The sequence below is a fragment of the Thalassotalea euphylliae genome, from assembly GCF_003390375.1.
Classification (GTDB): Bacteria; Pseudomonadota; Gammaproteobacteria; order Enterobacterales; family Alteromonadaceae; genus Thalassotalea_F; species Thalassotalea_F euphylliae_A.
Genome location: NZ_QUOT01000001.1, coordinates 607880 through 629783, shown reverse-complemented (window position 1 = coordinate 629783; position 21904 = coordinate 607880). Strand labels below are relative to the sequence as shown.

Genomic DNA, 21904 nt, shown 5'->3' with positions numbered 1-21904 from the left:
CGACGTTATTGATTAAAGCGTCAAATCAAATGTTTACCGTTAAGTAGCCTTTATATTTTCTAATTGCTTTCCACTTATTAGCGCTTAAGTTGTTAGAGCATAAGTTATCAGAGCACAAGTTATCAGATCATGAATACAAATTACCGCAAACCATTAACTGGCACTCAGCTAGATTATTTCGATACCCGCCAAGCAATAGAAGATATTGAGCGGGGTAGTTATCAAAAATTACCTTACACGTCACGCGTATTAGCTGAGCAATTAGTACGTCGCTGCGAACCTGAAAACTTGACGGCGGCATTGCAGCAAATCATTGGCAATAAACGTGATTTAGACTTCCCTTGGTATCCTGCTCGCGTTGTTTGCCATGACATTTTGGGGCAAACGGCATTAGTGGATTTAGCGGGCCTGCGCGATGCTATCTCCGAGCAGGGTGGTGATCCCGCCAAAGTCAATCCAGTGGTACCCACTCAGTTGATTGTTGATCACTCGCTAGCAGTTGAACACGGCGGCTTTGAAGTTGATGCATTTGAGAAAAACCGGGCGATTGAAGACAGACGCAATGAAGACAGATTCCATTTTATTGAATGGACCAAAACTGCTTTTGAAAATGTTGATGTTATACCTGCGGGTAACGGCATTATGCATCAAATTAACTTAGAGAAAATGTCGCCAGTCATTCAAGCGCGAGATGGTGTTGCCTTTCCTGATACCTGTGTCGGCACTGACTCGCACACCCCGCATGTTGATGCACTAGGGGTTATTGCTATTGGTGTTGGCGGCCTTGAAGCAGAAACTGTGATGTTAGGTCGGCCATCCATGATGCGTTTGCCTGATATTGTTGGTGTTAAATTGGTCGGTAAACGCCAACCGGGCATTACCGCAACCGATATTGTACTGGCAATTACTGAGTTTCTTCGCAGTGAAAAAGTGGTGTCGAGCTACTTAGAATTTTTCGGTGAAGGTGCTGCAAGCTTAACCATAGGTGATCGCGCAACCATCTCGAATATGACACCTGAATATGGCGCGTCTGCTGGGATGTTTTATATCGATCAGCAAACTTTAGATTACTTGACCATTACTGGTCGTGAGCCAGAGCAAGTCGCTTTAGTTGAAAATTATGCAAAAACTACAGGTTTGTGGGCAGACGACTTAGCAAGTGCTCAATACGAACGTGTCTTAACCTTTGATTTATCAAGTGTGACGCGCAACATGGCGGGCCCGTCTAACCCGCATCGCCGTTTGCCGACATCTGACTTACAAGCGCGAGGCGTGGCAGGTCAGTGGCACTCACCAGAGCTGGATAACTGGCAAGGTAATATGCCTGATGGAGCTTGTATTATTGCGGCAATTACCTCTTGTACAAATACCTCAAACCCAAGAAATGTAGTGGCTGCAGGACTAGTGGCTAAGCGCGCTAATGAATTGGGCTTGGTACGTAAGCCTTGGGTTAAAACCTCATTTGCCCCCGGCTCAAAAGTGGCCAAGCTGTACTTAGAAGAAGCTGGCTTGCTAACCGAACTTGAGCAATTAGGCTTTGGCATAGTCGCGTATGCTTGTACTACTTGTAATGGTATGTCTGGGGCATTAGACCCACAAATTCAACAAGAAGTGATTGACCGCGATTTGTATGCCACTGCCGTACTTTCAGGTAATCGCAACTTTGATGGCCGCATTCACCCTTACGCGAAACAAGCGTTTTTAGCGTCTCCACCACTTGTAGTCGCCTATGCGATTGCTGGCACAGTGCGTTTTGATATCGAGCAAGATGTACTTGGCATCGATAAGAATGGTGAGCCAATTACGTTAAAAGATATTTGGCCAAGTGATGAAGAAATTGACGCCATCGTCAACGCTGCGGTAAAACCTGAGCAGTTTAAAAAGATTTACGAGCCCATGTTCAACAAAGATAAAGGGTTTAGTAAGGCAATCGACTTAAAAGTCGATTTTGGTGACGAGCAAAACCCGTATATCGACCCGCTTTATCAGTGGCGCGAAATGTCAACTTATATTCGCCGTCCACCTTATTGGGCAACCGAAGGAGAAGGAGCGTTAGCAGGTGAGCGCACCATGAAAGGCATGCGACCACTAGCGGTTTTAGGGGACAATATCACCACCGATCATTTATCGCCGTCGAACGCCATTCTTGCTAGCTCAGCTGCCGGTGAGTACCTCGCGAAAATGGGGCTGCCGGAAGAAGATTTTAACTCTTACGCGACTCATCGCGGCGATCATTTAACCGCGCAGCGGGCAACTTTTGCTAACCCTAAACTCTTTAACGAAATGTGCCGTGATGAACAAGGGCAGGTAATCCAAGGATCACTTGCGCGTGTTGAACCCGAAGGTATACAAGCTCGCATGTGGGAAGCGATTGAAACATATATGGCGCGTAAGCAGCCACTGTGTATTATTGCTGGTGCTGACTATGGACAAGGATCTTCACGCGACTGGGCAGCAAAAGGTGTTCGCTTAGCAGGTGTTGAAGTGATTGTTGCAGAAGGGTTTGAACGTATTCACCGAACTAACTTGATAGGTATGGGAGTTTTACCGCTAGAGTTTGTTAACGGTGATACCCGTAACACCTACCAAATTGACGGTAGTGAAACCTTTGATGTAAAAGGACAAACCTCACCGGGCGGTGCCATGACAGTGGTGATGACCCGTCAACAAGGTGCTAATGCTGGCGAGCAAATTAATATTCCAGTGAAGTGCCGCTTAGATACTGCTGAAGAAGTGATTGTGCACGCAGCAGGCGGGGTATTACAAAAATTTGCTCAGGATTTTTTAGAGGCAGCAAGCAATGACTAGCGCACCACAAGTAAAAATTCCCGCCACCTATATGCGCGGCGGAACCTCTAAAGGCGTGTTTTTCAGCTTAACTGACTTACCTGAGCGCTGCCAAGTGCCAGGTGAGGCGCGTGATAATTTGTTGCTGCGCGTCATTGGCTCACCGGATCCTTATGGTAAACAAACCGATGGCATGGGCGGGGCAACCTCCAGCACATCAAAAACAGTGATTGTTGCTAAATCTACTCAAGCAGATCACGATGTGGATTATTTGTTTGGTCAAGTGGCAATTGATAGGCCTTTTGTTGATTGGTCTGGCAACTGTGGCAATTTAACTGCTGCTGTTGGGGCCTTTGCTATTATGTCGGGCTTGGTTGAACCGTCAAAAATACCTGAAAACGGCGTTTGCACTGTACGTATTTGGCAGCAAAATATTGGCAAAACAATTATTGCGCAAGTCCCTATCACTAACGGAGAAGTGCAAGAAACAGGCAACTTTGAATTAGATGGCGTGACTTTTCCTGCAGCAGAGGTACCGGTTGAATTCATTGAGCCAGTTGATCCCAGCGAAGCCATGTTCCCAACGGGTAATCTTGTCGATCAGCTTGAGGTGCCAGGAATTGGCACTTTTAATGCGACATTAATTAATGCAGGTATTCCGACCATTTTCTTAGATGCGGAAGAAATTGAATATCTGGGGACTGAACTGCAAGACGATATTAACAACTCGGCTGAAAAGCTGGCCTATTTTGAGAAAATTCGAACAACTGGCGCACTGAAAATGGGGTTGATTAGTCATCCAGATGAAGCAAAAACGCGCCAACATACCCCCAAAGTTGCGTTTGTTGCGCCTGCTCAAAGTTATCAGGCATCAAGCGGTAAGCTAATATCGGCGGATGATATAGATATCAACGTTAGAGCGTTATCAATGGGCAAGTTACATCATGCCATGATGGGCACGGCTGCGGTGGCCATTGCCAGTGCGGCTGCTATCTCTGGTACAGTTGTGAACAGCGCAGCAGGAGGTGGTGAGCGAGAAAGCATCGTATTTGGTCACCCTTCAGGTACGTTAAAAGTAGGCGCGAAAGCGAGCGATATTGACGGTCAGTGGCGGATTGATAAAGCTGTGATGAGTCGAAGTGCTCGACTGTTAATGGAAGGGCGAGTAGCTGTTCCTGCGGGTAGCTTTTAGTACGATTAGGACAATAAACATGAAAAAGCACCAGTTGGTGCTTTTTCTTTGGGTTATGATTGCCTAAAATAAGGGCATCAAGATTCTTTGGCCCATAAGCCAAAAACCATAAAATTCAATCGATATGAAATCATCCTTAATCTCCCCTTTAAAGTTTATTAGCCTTGCTACAAGTTTTTTTATTCTTTTCAATGCTCAGAGTTTATCTGCCAAAGAACTTATTTTTCCTGACGTTTACGAAGTTTTAAAAGTTAATGGCGATTCATTTAGCCGTGGCTTGTTTGAATCTGAAAGCAAGATTACCTTGCCTGTTGGCCGCCACGTGATTCTATATCGTTACAGCGAGCTTTTTGAGGATGCTGATAACGACGATCATGTAAAGGTTAAATCTGATCAATTTGTTTTGGTTGTAAATAAAGCAGAAGAAACCATTAAAGTTTCATCTCCTAGAAACCAAGAAGAAAAACAAGCGCGTGAATATGCGAAATCGCCATCTTTAACATTAACGACTTCAAGCGGTGAAAAGGTCGAATACCAAACCTTTGCGTTGGCCGATTTTGAACAGCGTCAATATCAATCGGTATTAGACACTAGTTCTAGCAACGAGGGAGCGTCAGCTAAACCTGCAATGCTGCCAGCACTTCCTAATCAAGAAGGTAGCGATAGAACAGCTCATTCTCGTGCATTAGACATGCTCAATTACTGGTGGCAGCAAGCAAGTGAACAAGAAAAAGCCGCCTTTAAACAACAACACAAGTTGTAGTCGAAAATGTTTAGCTAGCGCCACTAATATCACTCATATCATTAACAAGGAGGCTAGATGAAGTTCAGGTTATTTCTTTTCAGTTTACTTGCGATTAACAGCACTCATTTATTTGCAGAACAAGCTAAAGGTATTACTGTTGTTGGCAAAGCATCTATTGCTAAGGCACCCGATCAATTTAAAGTGGTCTTTACGCTTGAACAGCGCACGGCAATCATTGCTAAAGCTAAGGCAAAAATAGATCAACAAACAAATTTGCTAACACGCGCGGCCAAAGCAATGCGCATCAAAGATGATGATATCAAAACGACTAGCGTTCAAGTGGTGCCGATTTACCCCAAACCCAATACTAACCTTCATCGAGTGTATGTTGAGCAAGACTTTAATCAAGGTGATGGTGTGGTTGCTTTAAATAGCAATACAGAATCTAAAAGTAAGGCGAAACCTAATCGTCGCGCAGAGGTTGTCTTTGATCTTCGTCGTCAAGTGGAAGTGATATTAACTGATGTTGATGATTACGAGCGCTTGTTGGATAAGGCGTTAAAAATTGGCGTAACACGTATTTCTCCTGTGCAATCAAGCCTCGCTAAAGCAGAAACACTATACCAACAAGCATTAACTCAAGCGGTTGCCAATGCGAAAACTAAGGCGCTACGTTTGGCTGAAAATTTAGGTGTTGAATTAGGGCCAGTACAAATGTTGAACGAGCATGCTTATCGAGCGCCAGGGCAAGTGATGATGGCTGCTGAAGCGTTTGATGGCGCTCGACAGATGAAAAGTTATTCAGGTACAAGTGAAATTAGCGCAGAGGTAACCGTTACATTTATGTTAAAAAGCAATTAAATGCTAACGGTAAGCGATTAAAACTTTAATTTAAGGCGTTATCAAGGTATCTTTAGCGCTTTTTAACGGTGTTGTTAGATTTAATGGATAAGACCGCATTTTATCAGCAGTTATACAAGCAAGTGGCTGCTATTATTGAGGGTGAGCATGACCTAATTGCCAACATGGCAAACATCAGCGCACTTTTATTTGAGTCATTAGAATATGTTAACTGGGCAGGCTTTTACCGTCGTGAAGGTGATGGCCTAGTGTTAGGGCCGTTTCAAGGTAAAGTTGCTTGTATTCGTATCCCTCTAGGTAAGGGTGTTTGTGGTACAGCAGCAGCAACAGCACAAACGCAGCGTATCGCTGATGTACATGCTTTTGAAGGCCATATTGCTTGTGATGCTGCGAGCAATTCTGAAATTGTTATTCCAGTAAAATTAAATGACGAAGTGGTTGCGGTACTCGATATAGACAGCATCGAATACGACCGCTTTGAACAAGCAGACCAAGATGGCTTAGAAGCCATAGTGCGTTTACTTGAGCAACAAGCTGCTAGCTAATGAAAGAGTTTGTCGTTATTCACGATTACTTAGTTTCAGAAGCTGTGGTAGGCGACTGGGACGGTGAAGAAGAGCTAGTTGCTGAACGCATTAATGAAATCTATCACGCACTATATGATATGGCAGAAGATGATATCGCTCCTGAAGAGCTTATCGCTATTCTCGCGTTAGTGTGGGACACCTGGATTCCGCAAGAAGCACTTCCAGAATTAGATATGGAAGATATTTATGATTGGTGTCGACATGTTATGACAAATCGAGACCAGTACATTCAACAGTAATTGAGTATATAAGTTGTATTATGGAAACTAAAAGAACTAGCAGCAAAGAAATTATTGCCTATTTAGCAGAAAAATTTCCTGCGTGCTTTAGCATAGAAGGTGCTGCTAAGCCTTTAAAAATTGGCATTTTCCAAGATTTAGCTGAGCAATTAAGTGAAGATGAAACGGTTAGTAAAACACGTTTGCGTCAAGCACTTCGTCACTACACTAGTAGCTGGCGTTACCTGAAGTCAATTAAAGTTGGCAGTCACCGCGTTGACTTAGCTGGTAACAATGCTGAAGCAATTGATGAAGCGCAAGCAGAGTACGCTGCGAAGACACTAAAAGAAAGCCAAGATAAATTTGCTAACAAAAAACAGCAAGACAACAAGGACAAAAAGCCTTATAAGGGTAAGAAGAACAACAATGCACAAGCTGCTGGCGACAACAAACGTAGCCAGAAGTTTAAAGCTGTTAAATCACCTACTAAGCGTGCACCAAAACCAGCGGTTGAGCTAAAGCCTGTAGAATCAACTACAATAAAGGTCAACCAACAAGTTAAGGTGCGAATTGGTCAAGCACCAATGAACGCGACCATTACAGAAGTAGCAGGTGATGATATTAGTGTTCAACTTGACTCAGGAATGGTGATTAAAACTCACATTCAAAATATTTTCTCCGAATAATATGAGGTAACTGGCATGCAAAAATTTTGTCGTATAGCACTTGCCATATCGCTAGCATTTTCTGCCAATGTAATGGCAGAGAAGGCTCAAGAACCTGACGCTCTTCCAACGTTAAAACCTGAAAGCCAACACGCTACCGCCAGTAAGCGCATTACGGCACAATTTACCCGTGCCCATTACAAGCAAATAAAAGTTGACGATCTGCTCTCTGAGCAGATTTTCGACCGCTACATCAAGCAACTTGATTACGCTAAGAATGTTTTTCTAGCGTCTGATATCGAAAAATTTGCCAATTACCGCGATGATTTTGATCAAGTGATTGCTCGTGGCAAGCTTGATATTGCTTATGAAATTTATAACCTCAATCTGCAACGTCGTTTAGAGCGTTATGAGTACGCTCTGACATTGCTAGAAAAGCCATTCGACTTCACGGTTGATGAAGTTTATGCCTATGATCGCGAAGATGCCGCAGCGCCGCAGAGCATTGAAGAGCTGAATGAACTTTGGCGTCAAAAAGTAAAGTATGATGCTTTGAACCTAACGCTTGCTGGCAAAGAGTGGGAAAAAGTCCAAGAAATTCTTGGTAAACGATACCGCTATGCTATTCGTCGCTTAAAGCAAAGTGAAAGCGAAGATGTTTTCCAAATTGTGATGAATAGCTTTGCTCGTGTTGTTGAGCCTCACACTTCTTATTTATCACCGCGCAATGCTGAACGTTTCCAAATGGAAATGAACCTTTCACTTGAAGGTATTGGTGCTGTGTTGCGTGCAGAAGAAGACTACACAGTTATTCAAAGCATTGTGAATGGCGGCCCAGCCGATAAATCAAATGAGCTAAAGCCTAAAGATCGCATTGTTGGTGTTGCACAAGACCAAGACGATTTTGTTGATGTGATTGGCTGGCGCTTAGATGATGTTGTCGACTTAATCAAAGGGCCAAAAGGTAGTAATGTGCGTTTACAAGTGCTGCCTGGCGATTCAGATGATTCATCGAATATTAAAGTTGTCTCAATTGTTCGCGATAAAATTAAGTTAGAAGACAGAGCTGCTAAGTCTGAAGTTTATTACGAGCATGACTTAGAACAAAGCGGTAAGAAGCTTGGCGTTATCACTATTCCTAGCTTTTATAACAATTTATCACGTGATGTGAAAAAAGAGCTTGAAAAGCTTAAGTCTGAGAAGGTCGAGGGCGTTATTGTTGATTTACGCGGCAATGGCGGTGGTTCGTTAACGGAAGCAACGCTATTAACTGGCTTGTTTATCGACAAGGGACCAGTTGTTCAAGTGCGAGATGGTGCGAACCGTGTGCAAGTGAACAGTGATCGCGACGGCTTTAGTTATTATGATGGGCCGTTAACAGTGATGGTTGATCGCTACAGTGCATCAGCTAGCGAAATATTCTCTGCGGCAATTCAAGACTATGGCCGTGGTGTTATCGTTGGTGAACAAACCTTTGGTAAGGGCACTGTGCAACAGCACCGTGGGCTAGGTCGAGTATATGATTTGTTTGATAAGCCGTTTGGTAGTATCCAATTCACGATCGCTAAGTTTTATCGCATTAACGGTGGTTCAACGCAACACCGTGGTGTAACGCCTGACATCTTATTTCCATCGGCAATCGATCCGGCGGAGTGGGGCGAGAGTAAAGAAGAGAATGCGCTGCCTTGGGACCAGATCGCCAAAGCAAAATATCGAACACTTGATGATATTACCACGGATGTTTCATATCTTGACTCATTGCATCAAGAGCGTATCAAAGCGAATGCTGAATTTAACTATTTGCTAAGTGATATTGAAGAATATAAGCAAGAGAAAGACGATAAGTCGATTTCGCTTAATCTAGTTGCACGTAAAGAAAAACGTGAAGCGCGTAAAGCTAAACAGCTAGTAAGAGCAAATGAACGTTTGGCTATGCTAGGGCTAAAAACCGTAGAAAGCCTAGACGATTTGCCTGATGAGCTTGATGACATCGATCCTTTCTTAGATGAAGCAGCGAAAATCACCTACGATTTAGTTGCATTGGGAAAAGTGGCAAAAAATAAAGTTACTCAGTAACATCAAAACGCAGTCTTACGAATAAAACGCCATTTAGCGGTTAGCTAGATGGCGTTTTTCTTTGTTGATTCCTAAGAAACGCCTTTGCACTCAGCGCTAATGTTTATATTTTTATACAGCAAAAGCGAATAGTTATTGGCAAACATTTCTTTGCGCCGACAAATTTTAGTATAATTGCTTTAATAAATGTCTTGCAGTCACCGACTTGTCTAGGCAGATTAATACATCTCGCCGCCCCGGCGAATATAATAATTATTTCAGGGTTTATATAAATAATGTCACAACCTCTTGATTCGCAGCCTAGAATCCCGAGCATGCTGGATGCATTTATTCCGATAATTGCACTGATTGCCATGCTTTCTACCGCAGTAGTTTATTTTGGTGATAACTCGTCTTATGGTCCCAACCAAATAGCCTTATTAATCGCAATGGGTATTGCGATCATCATTGGCTTGAAAAATGGTTTTGATTGGCACTCTGGTTTTGATTGGCACTCTATTGAAAAGGCGATTGTTAATGGTATTTCATTGTCGCTCAGTGCGGTTTTGATTTTGTTAGCCGTTGGCTCGCTTATTGGTACTTGGTTATTATCGGGGACCGTACCAACGCTGGTTTATTTTGGTCTGCAAATTATTGACCCCAGTTGGTTCTATGCTGCAGCCTGTGTGGTGTGTGGTATTGTCGCCATGAGTATTGGTAGTTCATGGACTACTGCCGCCACTGTTGGTGTTGCCTTTATTGGCATAGCAACTGGTTTTGAAATGTCGACCGCCGTCACTGCTGGTGCGGTAATTTCTGGTGCCTATTTTGGTGATAAGTTATCGCCATTATCTGAAACAACAAACTTAGCACCAGCTGTTGCCGGTACTGAGCTATTTGCCCATATTCGCAATATGCTGTGGACAACGGTACCTTCAATTACCATAGCGTTAATTCTATTTTTAATTATTGGCTTTGATCATTCAGGGCAGGGTACAGGCAATACTGACAGCATAACTACGCTAACTACTACGCTTGAAGCGACTTACAATATTTCAGCGTTAAACCTTATCCCGTTAGCTGTGTTATTAACATTAGCCTACAAAAAAATGCCAGCGTTTCCTGCCGTATCGGTAGGTGCCTTAATTGGTGCTGTATGGGCAGTGATTTTTCAACAAGAGTTAATTGCGACAATGGCCGCCGAGGGCGTTGAAGGTGTCAAGGCAACCATTATGGTGGTTTGGACAGCATTTTTTGATGGTGTAACCGTCGATACTGGTAATGCCAACATTGATGAGCTGTTAAGCCGTGGAGGTATGTCAAGCATGCTTAACACCATCTGGCTAGTGATGACGGCGTTGAGCTTTGGCGCAGTGTTAGAACATTTGGGGATGTTACGTCGTTTTGTTGATGCCATTTTAGCCGCGGCTAAATCAACCGGTAGTTTGATTGCCAGCACAGTGGCGACCTGTATTGGTACTAACCTAATTACCGCCGATCAGTATATGGCAATAGTCATGCCTGGTCGCATGTACAAAGAAGAATATGAACGCAGAGGCTTCCATCCAACGACGTTAAGTAGAACACTAGAAGATTCAGGCACTATTACTTCGCCACTGATCCCATGGAATACTTGTGGTGCATTTATGATGGGGGCATTGGCATTAGGTTCTTATGAGTATATTTTTTACTGCTTCTTTAATATTATTAACCCAATACTAGCGATTATTTATGGCTACGCTGGCTTTAAAATGAATAAAATGTCTGAGCAGCCTGCCTAGCGTAAAAGGTGCTAGCATGAATAATTATCTATTTTAATTTGTAAAGGCCTGCTTCGAGCAGGCTTTTTATTTGAATTTTTCGTAAATTACTAAAAACACATTTCGAGACAAGCTATGTCAGAGTTTACTGCCAAATATTTAGCTGACTATTTACCGTCAGACTTTACCATTGATACCGTCAATTTAACGGTCGAACTTGATGACCATCACACTCGTGTCACTAACACGCTTGCTGTCAAAAAGGAGAACTTGGAACAAAGCCAACTCATTTTAGATGGTGAGCATCTAAAGCTCGTTAGTGCGAAACTTAATGGTGAGCAACTAACAAGTGATGCTTTTGAACAAACTGAACATCAGCTTACCATCTTCAACGTACCTGATGAATTTACGTTAGAACTAGTCACTGAAATTGACCCTGCTAACAACACAGCACTTGAAGGCTTGTACAAATCTGGTGGTGCGTTTTGTACGCAATGTGAAGCAGAAGGCTTTCGGCGTATTACTTACTATCTAGATCGCCCCGATGTGATGGCAATTTTTACCACTAAGGTGATTGCTGACAAAGCGACATACCCGTACTTGCTGGCTAACGGAAATCCAGTTGAGCGAGGCGAACTTGCCAATGGCAAGCACTTCGTGACATGGCACGACCCATTCCGTAAACCTTGTTATTTATTCGCACTGGTCGCGGGTGATTTTGATTTACTCAAAGATGAGTTTGTGACTCAGTCTGGCCGCAGTGTTGCTTTGGAAATTTTTGTTGATCGTGGTAACAAGCATAAAGCGGTTCATGCAATGGACTCACTGAAACGTTCGATGGCATGGGACGAGCAAGTTTTTGGTTTAGAGTACGACCTTGATATTTACATGATAGTCGCCGTTGACTTCTTCAATATGGGCGCGATGGAAAACAAAGGGCTGAACGTATTTAATAGCAAATACGTGCTAGCAGATAAAGACAGCGCCACCGATACAGATTTCTTTAATATTGAAGCGGTTATTGCACACGAGTATTTCCATAACTGGACAGGTAACCGCGTTACCTGTCGTGATTGGTTCCAGTTAAGCTTAAAAGAAGGGTTAACGGTATTTAGAGATCAGCAGTTTAGTGCGGACATGCACTCAAGTGCGGTAACGCGTATACAAAACGTTAAGTTATTGCGCGCTCAACAGTTTGCTGAAGACGCCGGACCAATGTCACACCCAATTCGTCCTGAAAAAGTGATGGAAATGAATAATTTCTACACCTTAACGGTTTATGAAAAGGGCAGTGAAGTGATCCGCATGTTACATACCTTGCTAGGTCAACAAGGCTTTAGACAAGGGATGGATTTATACTTTAAACGTTTTGACGGCATGGCAGTGACTTGTGACGATTTTGTCGATGCGATGGCAGACGCAAATGGCAAAGACTTATCCTTGTTTAAACGCTGGTACAGTCAATCTGGTACACCTGAGCTCACAGTAACGCAGCAATTCGATGCAGAGCTTAATAAGTTCAAGTTAACCATTGTACAGCATACTCCGCCGAGTGAAGCGCAACCTGAAAAACGCCACTTGCATATTCCAATTAACATTGAATTGATTGACCCTGTTACGCAACAAGTGACGAATCAATTGTTGGAATTAACTGATGTACAACAAACATGGCAGTTTGATGCTAGTAATCAACCTATTGTTGCGTTGCTTGGTGATTTTTCCGCGCCGGTTAAAACACATTTTGAACAATCGGTTGAGGAGTTACTGTCAATCATCGAGCTGGGTGACAACAGCTTCTGTATTTGGGATGCCGGTCAAAAGATCATGGCACAGGAAGTTACGTTCTTGCTGGCAAACCAAAATGCTAAACCTAGCGAGTCAATCACGCGAATGATGGCAGCGGTGATGAAAGCTGATTATGATGACGAATTTAAGGCGCTAATGCTAACGCTGCCATCTTTTGAAGAGCTCGTCTCTGGTTTAAATAAAGTTAACCCGCAACAGTTGTTAGACGCAGTTGAACAATTGAAATTATTTATTGCTCAGCAATTTGAAGAAAATTTAATTGGGCTTTATCAAACGAGCGAACAATTACTACAGAAAACGGACGGCAACACAGGCGACCATACAAACGACAGCGCAGAAGGCAAGCAGGTCGCTGCTCGCTCTTTAGCAAACACCTGTTTAAGTTATTTAAGTATGTTACCTAAGTACCATCACATAATTGAACAACAGTTTACGCAAGCCAAAGAGATGACTAGCAAGCTTGGTGCGCTGCAAAGTGCTGTGAGGCATGCACCGCTAGAAGTTGGTGACAAGATATTGTCGCAATTCGAGCAAACATGGCTAGAAGACACCTTAGTGATGGACAAGTGGTTTAGCCTGCAAGCGAATATGCAAGTTGATACGATTTTCGAAAGGTTAGAACAGCTAATGGCGCGCGACGATTTTGCACTGACCAACCCAAATCGGGCGCGCTCGTTAATTGGTGCGTTCGCTATGCAAAATGCGCGATATTTTCATGATGCGCAAGGTAAAGGCTATCAATTCCTTGCCGAGCAGATTATCGCCATGGACAAGATAAATCCACAAGTCGCTTCTCGTTTGATCACACCGTTAATCCAGTTTAAAGCGTTTGATGAACACCACAGTGAATTGATGGTCAAAGCATTGGAGCTTATTGCCGCTCAACCTGAATTATCGCGTGATATTACTGAAAAGTTGAACGCAGCATTACTGCAACACTAAATAGATATAGGAAGCTTAGTGTGAAGTATTATTTCAAGGTATCTATGTCAGCGGATGATGTGATGCCTTATTACCGCGGTCAAGCGTCTACCGTTGTAGCATTTGCAACTAATGGACAGCGCATTCAATTTCCGGCAATGCATTTGCGCAAGTTTATGACGCCAAGTGGTGTATTTGGCATGTTCTGTCTGGAAACTCAGAACAATAAATTTGTATCGCTAACCAAAGTGTCTTAGCTTTTAATCAACCTTGAGTAAGCACAATATAAAATTGGCGAGTGGCAAACTCAAAACGAAAAGCAGTCTGCGAAGCCTAAGGCTGCTTTGATTTTTCATTGACTTGCTATGGTATTTACTAACGCAACCTTTGAACCTAGCCATTCAAAGCAAATTCATTCTTGAACAAACCATTATTTAGCACTGAGACAAACCAAGACCCTTACATCCCCTAACTTACCGTGCTAAACCGCTATATCATTCGTCAAATATTCTAAGCGTTTGAATATAAGCCACTATTTCTCTTTACCACCTTGTACTAAACAAAAAACTGAGTCTTAGAGTATATATTTCAAACAGTTTTTATATTCACTAGGTTAATTGTCACTATACACAGCATTCAATATTGCCCACAAAATGCTGCGAAAGCCTTTTACTACAGTGATTTAGTGTTTAATTTAACACCAAGTTAATAGGCGCCTGTAACTAGAAAACACCTGTTTAAACAAATTATTTTCAATCAAATGGAATTTCGTAGAGTATATACTTTAAACAAGGCGTGGCATTTATTTGTTCGAAGTATCATTGTTTCTTTTAGTAGGCAGTAGACAGTACAAAGCCCACAAAGTGGTCAGTCCATCTAATGGCTTTTGTTTTAAACAAGTGTTTTAAACATTGATTTGGTTATTGTGAAAGCCAGTCTGTAAGTCTTTAAAAATAAGTGTATTTAGGAAAAATATTTGCGCTTGCCTGTTCTGATAAATGATGCAATTATGGTTTTGCGCACAAGAATCGTGAGCAAAAAACAACAAGCACTAGAACAATAAGAATTTATAAAAAGTAGATAATACTTTGTTTCAGGACTGGGGAGAGATTGAATGAAACATAGCCCTCGTATATCTTTTTTTAAGAAACCAATCGCGCTAAGCGTTGCTGCTGCCTTAGCAGTATCTATTACACCAAGCGTTAATGCCGCAATATTTGAATTAGGTGATTTTGAAATTACCTTTGACTCAACATTTTCATTAGGTACCAGTATTCGCGTTGAAAATCGCGACTGGGCAAATCACGTTAGTAAACCAAACAACGTGAACAATGGATTTGACTTTAGCAGTTACCATCCTGCATTTAACCCAGTACCAAGTGGTGCTGATGTCTGGAATGGTGAAGGTAAGTATTCGTCAAACAGTGACAATGCAAACCTTAACTTTGACGCTGGTGATGCATTTTCTACCATTTTCAAAGGCACGCATGAGCTAGATATTCGCAGAGATAACATGGGTGTGTTCATTCGTGGCCTATACTTTTACGATTTTGAAATGTCGGACGAAGATAGAGCCTGGACAAATACCCTAACTGGCCGTACCGACGATCCTTGTCGTGACTCTATCGCGGAAGAGCAAGTTTGTAGTGACTTCCGTATTCTTGATGCCTTCTTCTATGGCGATTTTGATATTGGCGAAATGCCATTCTCAATTCGTGTTGGTCAACAGGTTATTAGCTGGGGTGAGAGTGCACTAATTCCGCATGGTATTAGTGAATTAAACCCAGTAGACATTGCTCGTTTAAGAGCGCCAGGTGCAGAATTAAAAGAAGCTTTCATCCCGTTTGGTGCGGTATGGGGTTCATTAGGCGTCACAGACAACTTTAACATTGAAGCTTTCTATCAGTACGACTGGGAAAAAACCGTAATTCCAGCAGCGGGTAGCTACTTCGCGGGTAACGATTTTGCGGGTGACGGCGGTCACTTCAACAACGTTCAGTTGAACTTCGCAAGCAACCCAGATATGGATCTTGATTACTTAATCGGTAACCTAAATGGCTTAGGCGATGCACTGCGCAGCGGTGACCCAGCAGTAGCTGCGGCAGCTGCAGGAATTTACCTAGCGCACGGTACAAGGTTAACGCTAAAAGCACCGGGCAATGAATCGCTAGTGCGACCAGACAATGGCGGTCAATACGGTTTGCGCCTTTCATGGTTCCTGCCTGAGCTAAATGACTCTGAGGTTAGTTTGTACTACATGAACTACCACAGCCGTCGTCCATTATTCTCAGGTGTTGTTGCAGACTTTACGGCTCCTGCCATTGGTGCTGATTTAGCCTTTATCGCACAAAACCAAATTACCTATGATAACTACGCTGATTTACGTGGTTTCTCTAAAGTAGAGCTAGACTACCCAGAAGACATTCAACTATACGCATTTAGCTTTAATACAACAGTAGGTGCTACAGCGGTCGCGGGTGAAGTAAGCTACCGCCAAGATGAGCCACTGCAAATTGATGATGTAGAATTACTATTTGCTGCTATGCCGCAGCAGTTAGCCAACGCTGGTATTCGTCCAGATCTAAACGGTATTTCGCAGATGGACATCTTCGCACCAGGCGAGCGTGCTGAAGGATTCATTTTATCTGACACGTTACAAGCACAATTTACCTTAACTCACTTATTCGGTCCTATGATGGGCGCGGATCAGGTGACTGGTTTACTTGAAGTTGGTGGTGTTAATATCAACGATATGCCGGATGAAGATGTACTACGCTTAAACGGTCCTGGTACAGCAAGAAATGGCGGTATCGCAGGTATTGAAGGTTTAGAACTTGCCGTTCAAGATGGTGTTGAAACCAACCCGTTCCCAGATGAGTTCTCATGGGGTTATCGTGCGCTATTGAAGCTTGATTTCAATAACGTATTCGCGGGTATCAACGTTTCACCACGTATCGTATTTTCTCATGATGTTGAAGGTATTACGCCTGATCCATTGTTTATGTTTATTGAAGATCGCAAGTCTGTAGCATTTAGTCTCGACTTTGATTATCAAAACCGTTGGTCTGGTAGTTTTGGTTACAATGCCTTCTTTGGCGGCGTAGGCACGACTAACATTCTTGAAGATCGCGACTTTATTTCGTTTAGCGTTAAGTATTCAATTTAAGGAAGTAATGATAATGAAAAAACTCACCTTATTATCTTTAGCCGTATCGCTTGCGGTGAGCAGCACGTCAGTGTTTGCCAAGGTTTCGGCAGACGAAGCTGCCAAGCTAAAAACAGAGTTTACACCGATGGGGGCAGTGCGCGGCGCTAACGAAGACGGTTCTATTCCTGAGTGGACAGGGGGTATTACAGAATGGCCAGCTGGTTACAAGCCAGGTGATCATCACCCTGATCCGTACCCAGACGATAAAGTTCTGTACACAGTTACTGCTCAAAACATGAGCGAGTACAAAGATTTGTTAACGCCGGGTCAAATTAAGTTATTTGAAACATACCCGGAAACATTCAAAATGAATGTTTATCAAACGCGCCGCTCTGCATCATATCCACAACACGTTTATGATGAGTCAATTAACAACGCATCGCGCACTGAGTTAGTGACTGGCGGTAACGGTATTGCAAATGGTGCTGTTGGTATCCCATTCCCTATGCCGCAAAACGGTTTAGAAGCTATTTGGAACCACATCTTGCGCTACCGCGGTGTTTCTATGCAGAACAAAGCGGGTCAAGCGGGCCCTACGGCAAGTGGTGATTACACCTACATCGGTTTTGATCAACAGTTGATGTTTACCTACCACGAGGAAGGCGCAACACCAGCAGAGCTTGAAGAGTCGAATATTGTTTTCAAGTTTAAGCAAAAGGTAAATAAGCCAGCACGTATCGCCGGTACCGCATTGCTTGTTCATGAAACCATGGACCAAATTAGAACGCCACGCCAAGCATGGACATACAACACTGGTCAACGTCGTGTACGTCGTGCACCAAACGTTGCTTATGATGCACCAGGTACAGCGTCAGATGGCTTGCGTACAACCGATGATTTCGATATGTACAATGGCGCACCTAACCGCTACAACTGGACATTAAAAGGCAAGCAAGAATTGTTGATTCCATACAACGATTACCGCTTACACAGTGACAGCCTGAAGTATGATGACATTCTTCAGCCTGGTCACATCAACAAAGATCTAGTGCGCTATGAAAAACACCGTGTTTGGGTGGTAGAAGCTAACTTGAAAGATGATACACGTCATATCTACAAGAAACGTGTGTTCTACATTGACGAAGATAGCTGGCAAGTAGCGGTTACTGATATTTATGATAACCGAGATGAATTGTACAGAGTGGGTATCGCTCATGGTATAAACTACTATGAAGTGCCAACACAATGGACTACATTGGAAGTTTTCCATGACTTGCAAGCTCGCCGTTATATCGCTATTGGCTTAGATAACGAAGAGTCCATGTATGACTTCAGTGTTAAGCTGAAAGACAAGGTGTTTACACCTGCAGCCTTAAGACGAGAAGGACGTCGTTAATCACATTTGATTAGCGATGAGCGGCTGGCACCGGGCCAGCCGTTTTTGTTTATAACTAGAAAGAAAGCGTGGTTTTAGGAATGAAGAATGTATTTGCAGCGGCACTATGCTGCGCATTAGCGACAAAGGTTTATGCTGTTACCGAGCCTATGCCTGCGATACAAGCTCCTCTAGCGAGTAAATCTCTACTATTAGATATTCACCAAATAGAACAAGGACAGTTAGTTGCTGTGGGCGAGAGAGGGCACGTACTCCTTTCTACTGATGGCGAAAACTGGCAACAACAAGCAGTGCCGGTGCAATCAACACTAACTGCGGTCACTTTTGCCGATGAAGATCATGGTTGGGCTGTTGGTTACGATGCAACCATATTAGCCACTACTGATGGCGGTGCTACTTGGGCTATTCAGCAATACTTACCTGAAAAGCAAAAGCCTTTGCTAGATGTTGTATTTAAAGATCAGAACAACGGCGTTGCTATTGGTGCCTATGGTTTGTTTTACCGCACAACTGATGGCGGTAAAAACTGGGTAGAAGAATTTCACGGCGAATTTTTACCTGAAGAAGACGTTGAGTACCTCAATGAGCTCAAGATGGAAGACGAGGAAGCCTACCTTGACGAGCGAGGCAGTATTTTACCGCACTTTAATAAAATGGTCATGGATGGTCGCACATCATATCTCGTTGGTGAAATTGGTCTAATCGCAAAAAGTAATGATTTTGGCCAAAACTGGCAGCAATTCGATCCTATTTATGAAGGCTCATTTTTCGATATCGAGCGAACGCAGCAAGGAAATTTACTTGCCGCTGGTCTAAGGGGCAATGTTTTTAGAAGCCTGAGAAATGGTACCCCATGGCAACATATTCCGACAGATTCCACAGCACTGATTAACGATATCGTGTTAACTGATGATGATCGCTTACTACTGTTAGGTAATGGTGGTGCATTATTAGTGAGTGAAGACGATGGTCAAAAGTTCGTAGCTTGGTCACAGCCAGATGGTAAGTCACTTATCGCTGGTGTCTGGTTTAACAATCGTCTAGTTGCCGTTTCTGAAGATGGTGTTAGAACAATAACAATCGCGAAGTAGTGTTTATGAGTATTAATTCAGCAATCAATAAAATTGAAATCGGTATTTTCCGTCACCGAGCATTCGTCTTAGCACTATTCGTGATTACGACTTTTGTGCTTTTATACCAAGCGACGCATCTTAAGTTAGATGCTGCGTTTACCAAGAATATTCCGCTTAACCACCAATACATGCAAACCTACCTGAAACACCAAAAAGATTTTGGTGGGGCAAACAATGTACTTATCTCTGTATGTGATGTTGATGGTGATATTTTTAACGAACCTTTCTTTAACGCCTTAAAAGGTGTGCATGATCAACTATTCTTCATTCCGGGCGTTGATCGTATTCAAGTAAAATCACTTTACTCGCCAAGCACTCGCTTTGTTGAAGTAGTCGAAGATGGTTTCTCTGGTGGTCCAGTAATTCCTGCCAGCTTTAAACCAAGCGATGAAAAGGGCATGGCGGTTGTAAAGGCTAACATTGAAAAAGCCGGTATCGTAGGCCGAATCGTTGCTGATGATTACAGTTGTGCCATGGTTACTGCAACACTAATGGAAATTGATCCTAACACAGGCGAACCATTAGATACGTTGAAAATTGCAGAGCAATTAGAAAACGATATTCGCGTTAAATACGAAAGTGATAAAGTGTCTGTGCACGTTATTGGTTTCGCAAAAATGGTTGGCGACGTAGCCAATGGCGCTAAAAACGTTGTTACTTTCTTTGCCATTGCAATTGCGATCACCGCGGTGATGGTGTTCTTCTTCTGTCGCTCTATTAGCCTTACGTTATTAACCATTGTTTGTTCACTAGTTGCTGTTATTTGGCAAATGGGTATGTTAGCGAGCCTTGGTTTTGGTATCGACCCAATGTCGATTCTTGTACCATTCCTAGTGTTTGCTATTGGTGTAAGTCATGCTGTGCAAATGATTAACTCTGTTGTTAAGCAGGTTGAATCAGGTATTAGCTGTAAGCAGGGCGCTCAAAACAGTTTCCGCGCGTTGTTAATTCCAGGCGGTGTTGCGTTACTATCAGACACCATAGGTTTCATTACCTTACTTTCGATTGATATTGGTATTATTCGTGAGCTAGCGATCACTGCATCACTTGGTGTTGCGATGATCATCTTAACTAACTTGGTGTTATTGCCTGTTTTGATTTCTTACATGAAATTAGAGGGTGCTAAACAGCCAGAAGCTAGCGCTAAGAAAAAGTCGAATAGTAGCGACGTTTGGCACATGATGGCGAAGTTCGCAACACGTGGCCCAGCGACGATTATTTTAGCGATTGTTGCAGGTTTATATGCCTTTGGTTTATATCACGCACAAAACATGAAAATTGGTGAGTTGCACGCCGGTGCACCAGCGCTTCATGAAGACTCTCGCTACAACCAAGATACCTTCTTAATTACTGATCGATACGCAATTAGTGTTGATTACATGTCAGTGATTGTTGAAACCCAACCAGATGCTTGTACTTCGTTTGAAACATTAGAAGTTATCGATCGCTTCCAATGGCACTTGCAGAATGTTGAAGGCGTGCAGTCAGCAGCAAGTTTAGCAGCGGTATCTAAAATCGTTAACGCTGGTTACAACGAAGGTAATCCAAAGTGGCGTGTTATTCCGCGTAATCAACAAACACTCGTTCAATCGATTGCCAACGTGCCGACAACCAGTGGTTTACTAAATCGCGACTGTAGTGTGATGCCAGTGATTCTATTCTTGGAAGATCACAAAGCAGAAACCATTAATCGTGTCGTTAACAGAGTGAAGGAAGTTGCTGAGGAGCTAAATACAGATCAACTAACGTTTAAGTTAGCATCTGGCCCAGTAGGTGTAATGGCTGCAACCAACGAAGCTGTAGAAGCCGCGCAACTGCCGATGATGTTATACGTTTACGGCGCTGTTATCTTACTTTGTTTAGTGAGTTTCAAGAGTGTTCGTGCAACCATCTCTGTTGTGTTACCGCTTTATATCGTATCAACGTTGGCGCAAGGTTTAATGACAGCGCTTGATATTGGTCTAACGGTATCAACTTTACCGGTAATCGCACTTGGTGTTGGTATTGGTGTTGACTATGGTATCTATATCTTATCAACCATGAGTCTGCGTTTACGCGAAGGCGATAGTGTTAAGAAAGCTTACTTAACTGCCTTACAAGAGCGTGGCAACGCGGTATTACTAACCGGTATTACACTTGCAATTGGTGTTTCTACTTGGTTCTTCTCTGCACTTAAATTCCAAGTAGACATGGGTATTTTGTTAACCTTTATGTTCTTGGTAAATATGTTAGCCGCAATTATTGTGTTACCAGCAATAGCCGCTTACTTATGGCCAGAGAAAAAAGCCGCTAAAAAATAATTTTATGCATGATAAATGAGGCAGAAATCTGATAAATATTTGCCTGCATAAATAACCACGAAAATGGCCGAAAGGCCATTTTCTATTTACAGACATTGAATAAACAATTACTCGCCAATCAAGCCCTTATCCAAAATACTCCGAGAGTGAGTTATAGCTCTAAAAAATAGCTCGCAATACCTTAAATTTATTAATAAAATTCGCGCCATTGGTCTATGCTGAACAGGATAGGCTGAATAAAGTACAATTTGCTTGCTTTTTCGTAAGTTTATGCCGCTGAGCGCCCTAAAATTACAATAATATTAGCCATGAGGGATAACCTTCGAATAA

Annotated in this window: 15 protein-coding genes; all 15 read left to right on the top strand. The window is 42.8% G+C overall.

Going from position 1 to position 21904, the window contains the following annotated elements:
- The first annotated feature begins 129 nt into the window (after positions 1 to 129).
- The 15 genes from acnD to DXX94_RS02740 all read left to right on the top strand — a co-directional run bounded on the left by acnD (position 130) and on the right by DXX94_RS02740 (position 21574).
- Complete coding sequence (gene acnD / locus DXX94_RS02810; RefSeq protein ID WP_116013717.1) at positions 130 to 2808, top strand: Fe/S-dependent 2-methylisocitrate dehydratase AcnD; 2679 nt, start codon at positions 130 to 132, stop codon at positions 2806 to 2808.
- Positions 2801 to 3979, top strand: a complete 1179-nt coding sequence (gene prpF, locus DXX94_RS02805) for a 2-methylaconitate cis-trans isomerase PrpF (protein ID WP_116013715.1) — start codon at positions 2801 to 2803, stop codon at positions 3977 to 3979. Before acnD ends, prpF begins: the two co-directional genes overlap by 8 nt.
- 124 nt (positions 3980 to 4103) lie before the next feature.
- Complete coding sequence (locus DXX94_RS02800; RefSeq protein WP_116013713.1) at positions 4104 to 4742, top strand: DUF2057 domain-containing protein; 639 nt, start codon at positions 4104 to 4106, stop codon at positions 4740 to 4742.
- Positions 4743 to 4799: 57 nt separating this feature from the next.
- A complete protein-coding gene (locus DXX94_RS02795; protein ID WP_116013712.1) occupies positions 4800 to 5585 on the top strand; it encodes an SIMPL domain-containing protein in 786 nt (261 codons plus the stop codon).
- 83 nt (positions 5586 to 5668) lie between these two features.
- On the top strand, positions 5669 to 6130 hold the full coding sequence (locus DXX94_RS02790) for a GAF domain-containing protein (RefSeq protein ID WP_116000454.1): 462 nt from the start codon (positions 5669 to 5671) through the stop codon (positions 6128 to 6130).
- Complete coding sequence (locus DXX94_RS02785; protein ID WP_116000453.1) at positions 6130 to 6411, top strand: hypothetical protein; 282 nt, start codon at positions 6130 to 6132, stop codon at positions 6409 to 6411. The genes DXX94_RS02790 and DXX94_RS02785 overlap by 1 nt, the downstream gene beginning before the upstream one ends.
- Before the next feature lie 20 nt (positions 6412 to 6431).
- Complete coding sequence (proQ, locus tag DXX94_RS02780) at positions 6432 to 7076, top strand: RNA chaperone ProQ (protein WP_116013710.1); 645 nt, start codon at positions 6432 to 6434, stop codon at positions 7074 to 7076.
- 15 nt (positions 7077 to 7091) lie between these two features.
- The gene (prc, locus tag DXX94_RS02775; protein WP_116013708.1) at positions 7092 to 9131 is read left to right on the top strand and encodes a carboxy terminal-processing peptidase; all 2040 of its coding nucleotides are present in this window, start codon (positions 7092 to 7094) and stop codon (positions 9129 to 9131) included.
- Between the two features lie 275 nt (positions 9132 to 9406).
- On the top strand, positions 9407 to 10891 hold the full coding sequence (gene nhaC / locus DXX94_RS02770; protein WP_116013707.1) for a Na+/H+ antiporter NhaC: 1485 nt from the start codon (positions 9407 to 9409) through the stop codon (positions 10889 to 10891).
- A 114-nt stretch (positions 10892 to 11005) separates the two neighbouring features.
- Complete coding sequence (pepN, locus tag DXX94_RS02765) at positions 11006 to 13618, top strand: aminopeptidase N (RefSeq protein ID WP_116013705.1); 2613 nt, start codon at positions 11006 to 11008, stop codon at positions 13616 to 13618.
- Between the two features lie 20 nt (positions 13619 to 13638).
- Positions 13639 to 13854 (top strand): DUF2835 domain-containing protein, encoded by a 216-nt coding sequence (locus tag DXX94_RS02760; RefSeq protein ID WP_116013704.1) that lies wholly within the window; start codon positions 13639 to 13641, stop codon positions 13852 to 13854.
- Between the two features lie 857 nt (positions 13855 to 14711).
- Positions 14712 to 16763 (top strand): DUF1302 domain-containing protein, encoded by a 2052-nt coding sequence (locus DXX94_RS02755; protein ID WP_116013702.1) that lies wholly within the window; start codon positions 14712 to 14714, stop codon positions 16761 to 16763.
- A 10-nt stretch (positions 16764 to 16773) separates the two neighbouring features.
- On the top strand, positions 16774 to 18141 hold the full coding sequence (locus DXX94_RS02750; RefSeq protein ID WP_116018253.1) for a DUF1329 domain-containing protein: 1368 nt from the start codon (positions 16774 to 16776) through the stop codon (positions 18139 to 18141).
- Positions 18142 to 18221: 80 nt separating this feature from the next.
- Positions 18222 to 19232, top strand: coding sequence for a WD40/YVTN/BNR-like repeat-containing protein (locus DXX94_RS02745; RefSeq protein ID WP_116013701.1), 1011 nt, complete (start codon positions 18222 to 18224; stop codon positions 19230 to 19232).
- Between the two features lie 5 nt (positions 19233 to 19237).
- Positions 19238 to 21574: an efflux RND transporter permease subunit gene (locus tag DXX94_RS02740; protein WP_116013699.1), complete on the top strand. Its 2337-nt coding sequence runs from the start codon at positions 19238 to 19240 to the stop codon at positions 21572 to 21574.
- Positions 21575 to 21904 lie beyond the last annotated feature (330 nt).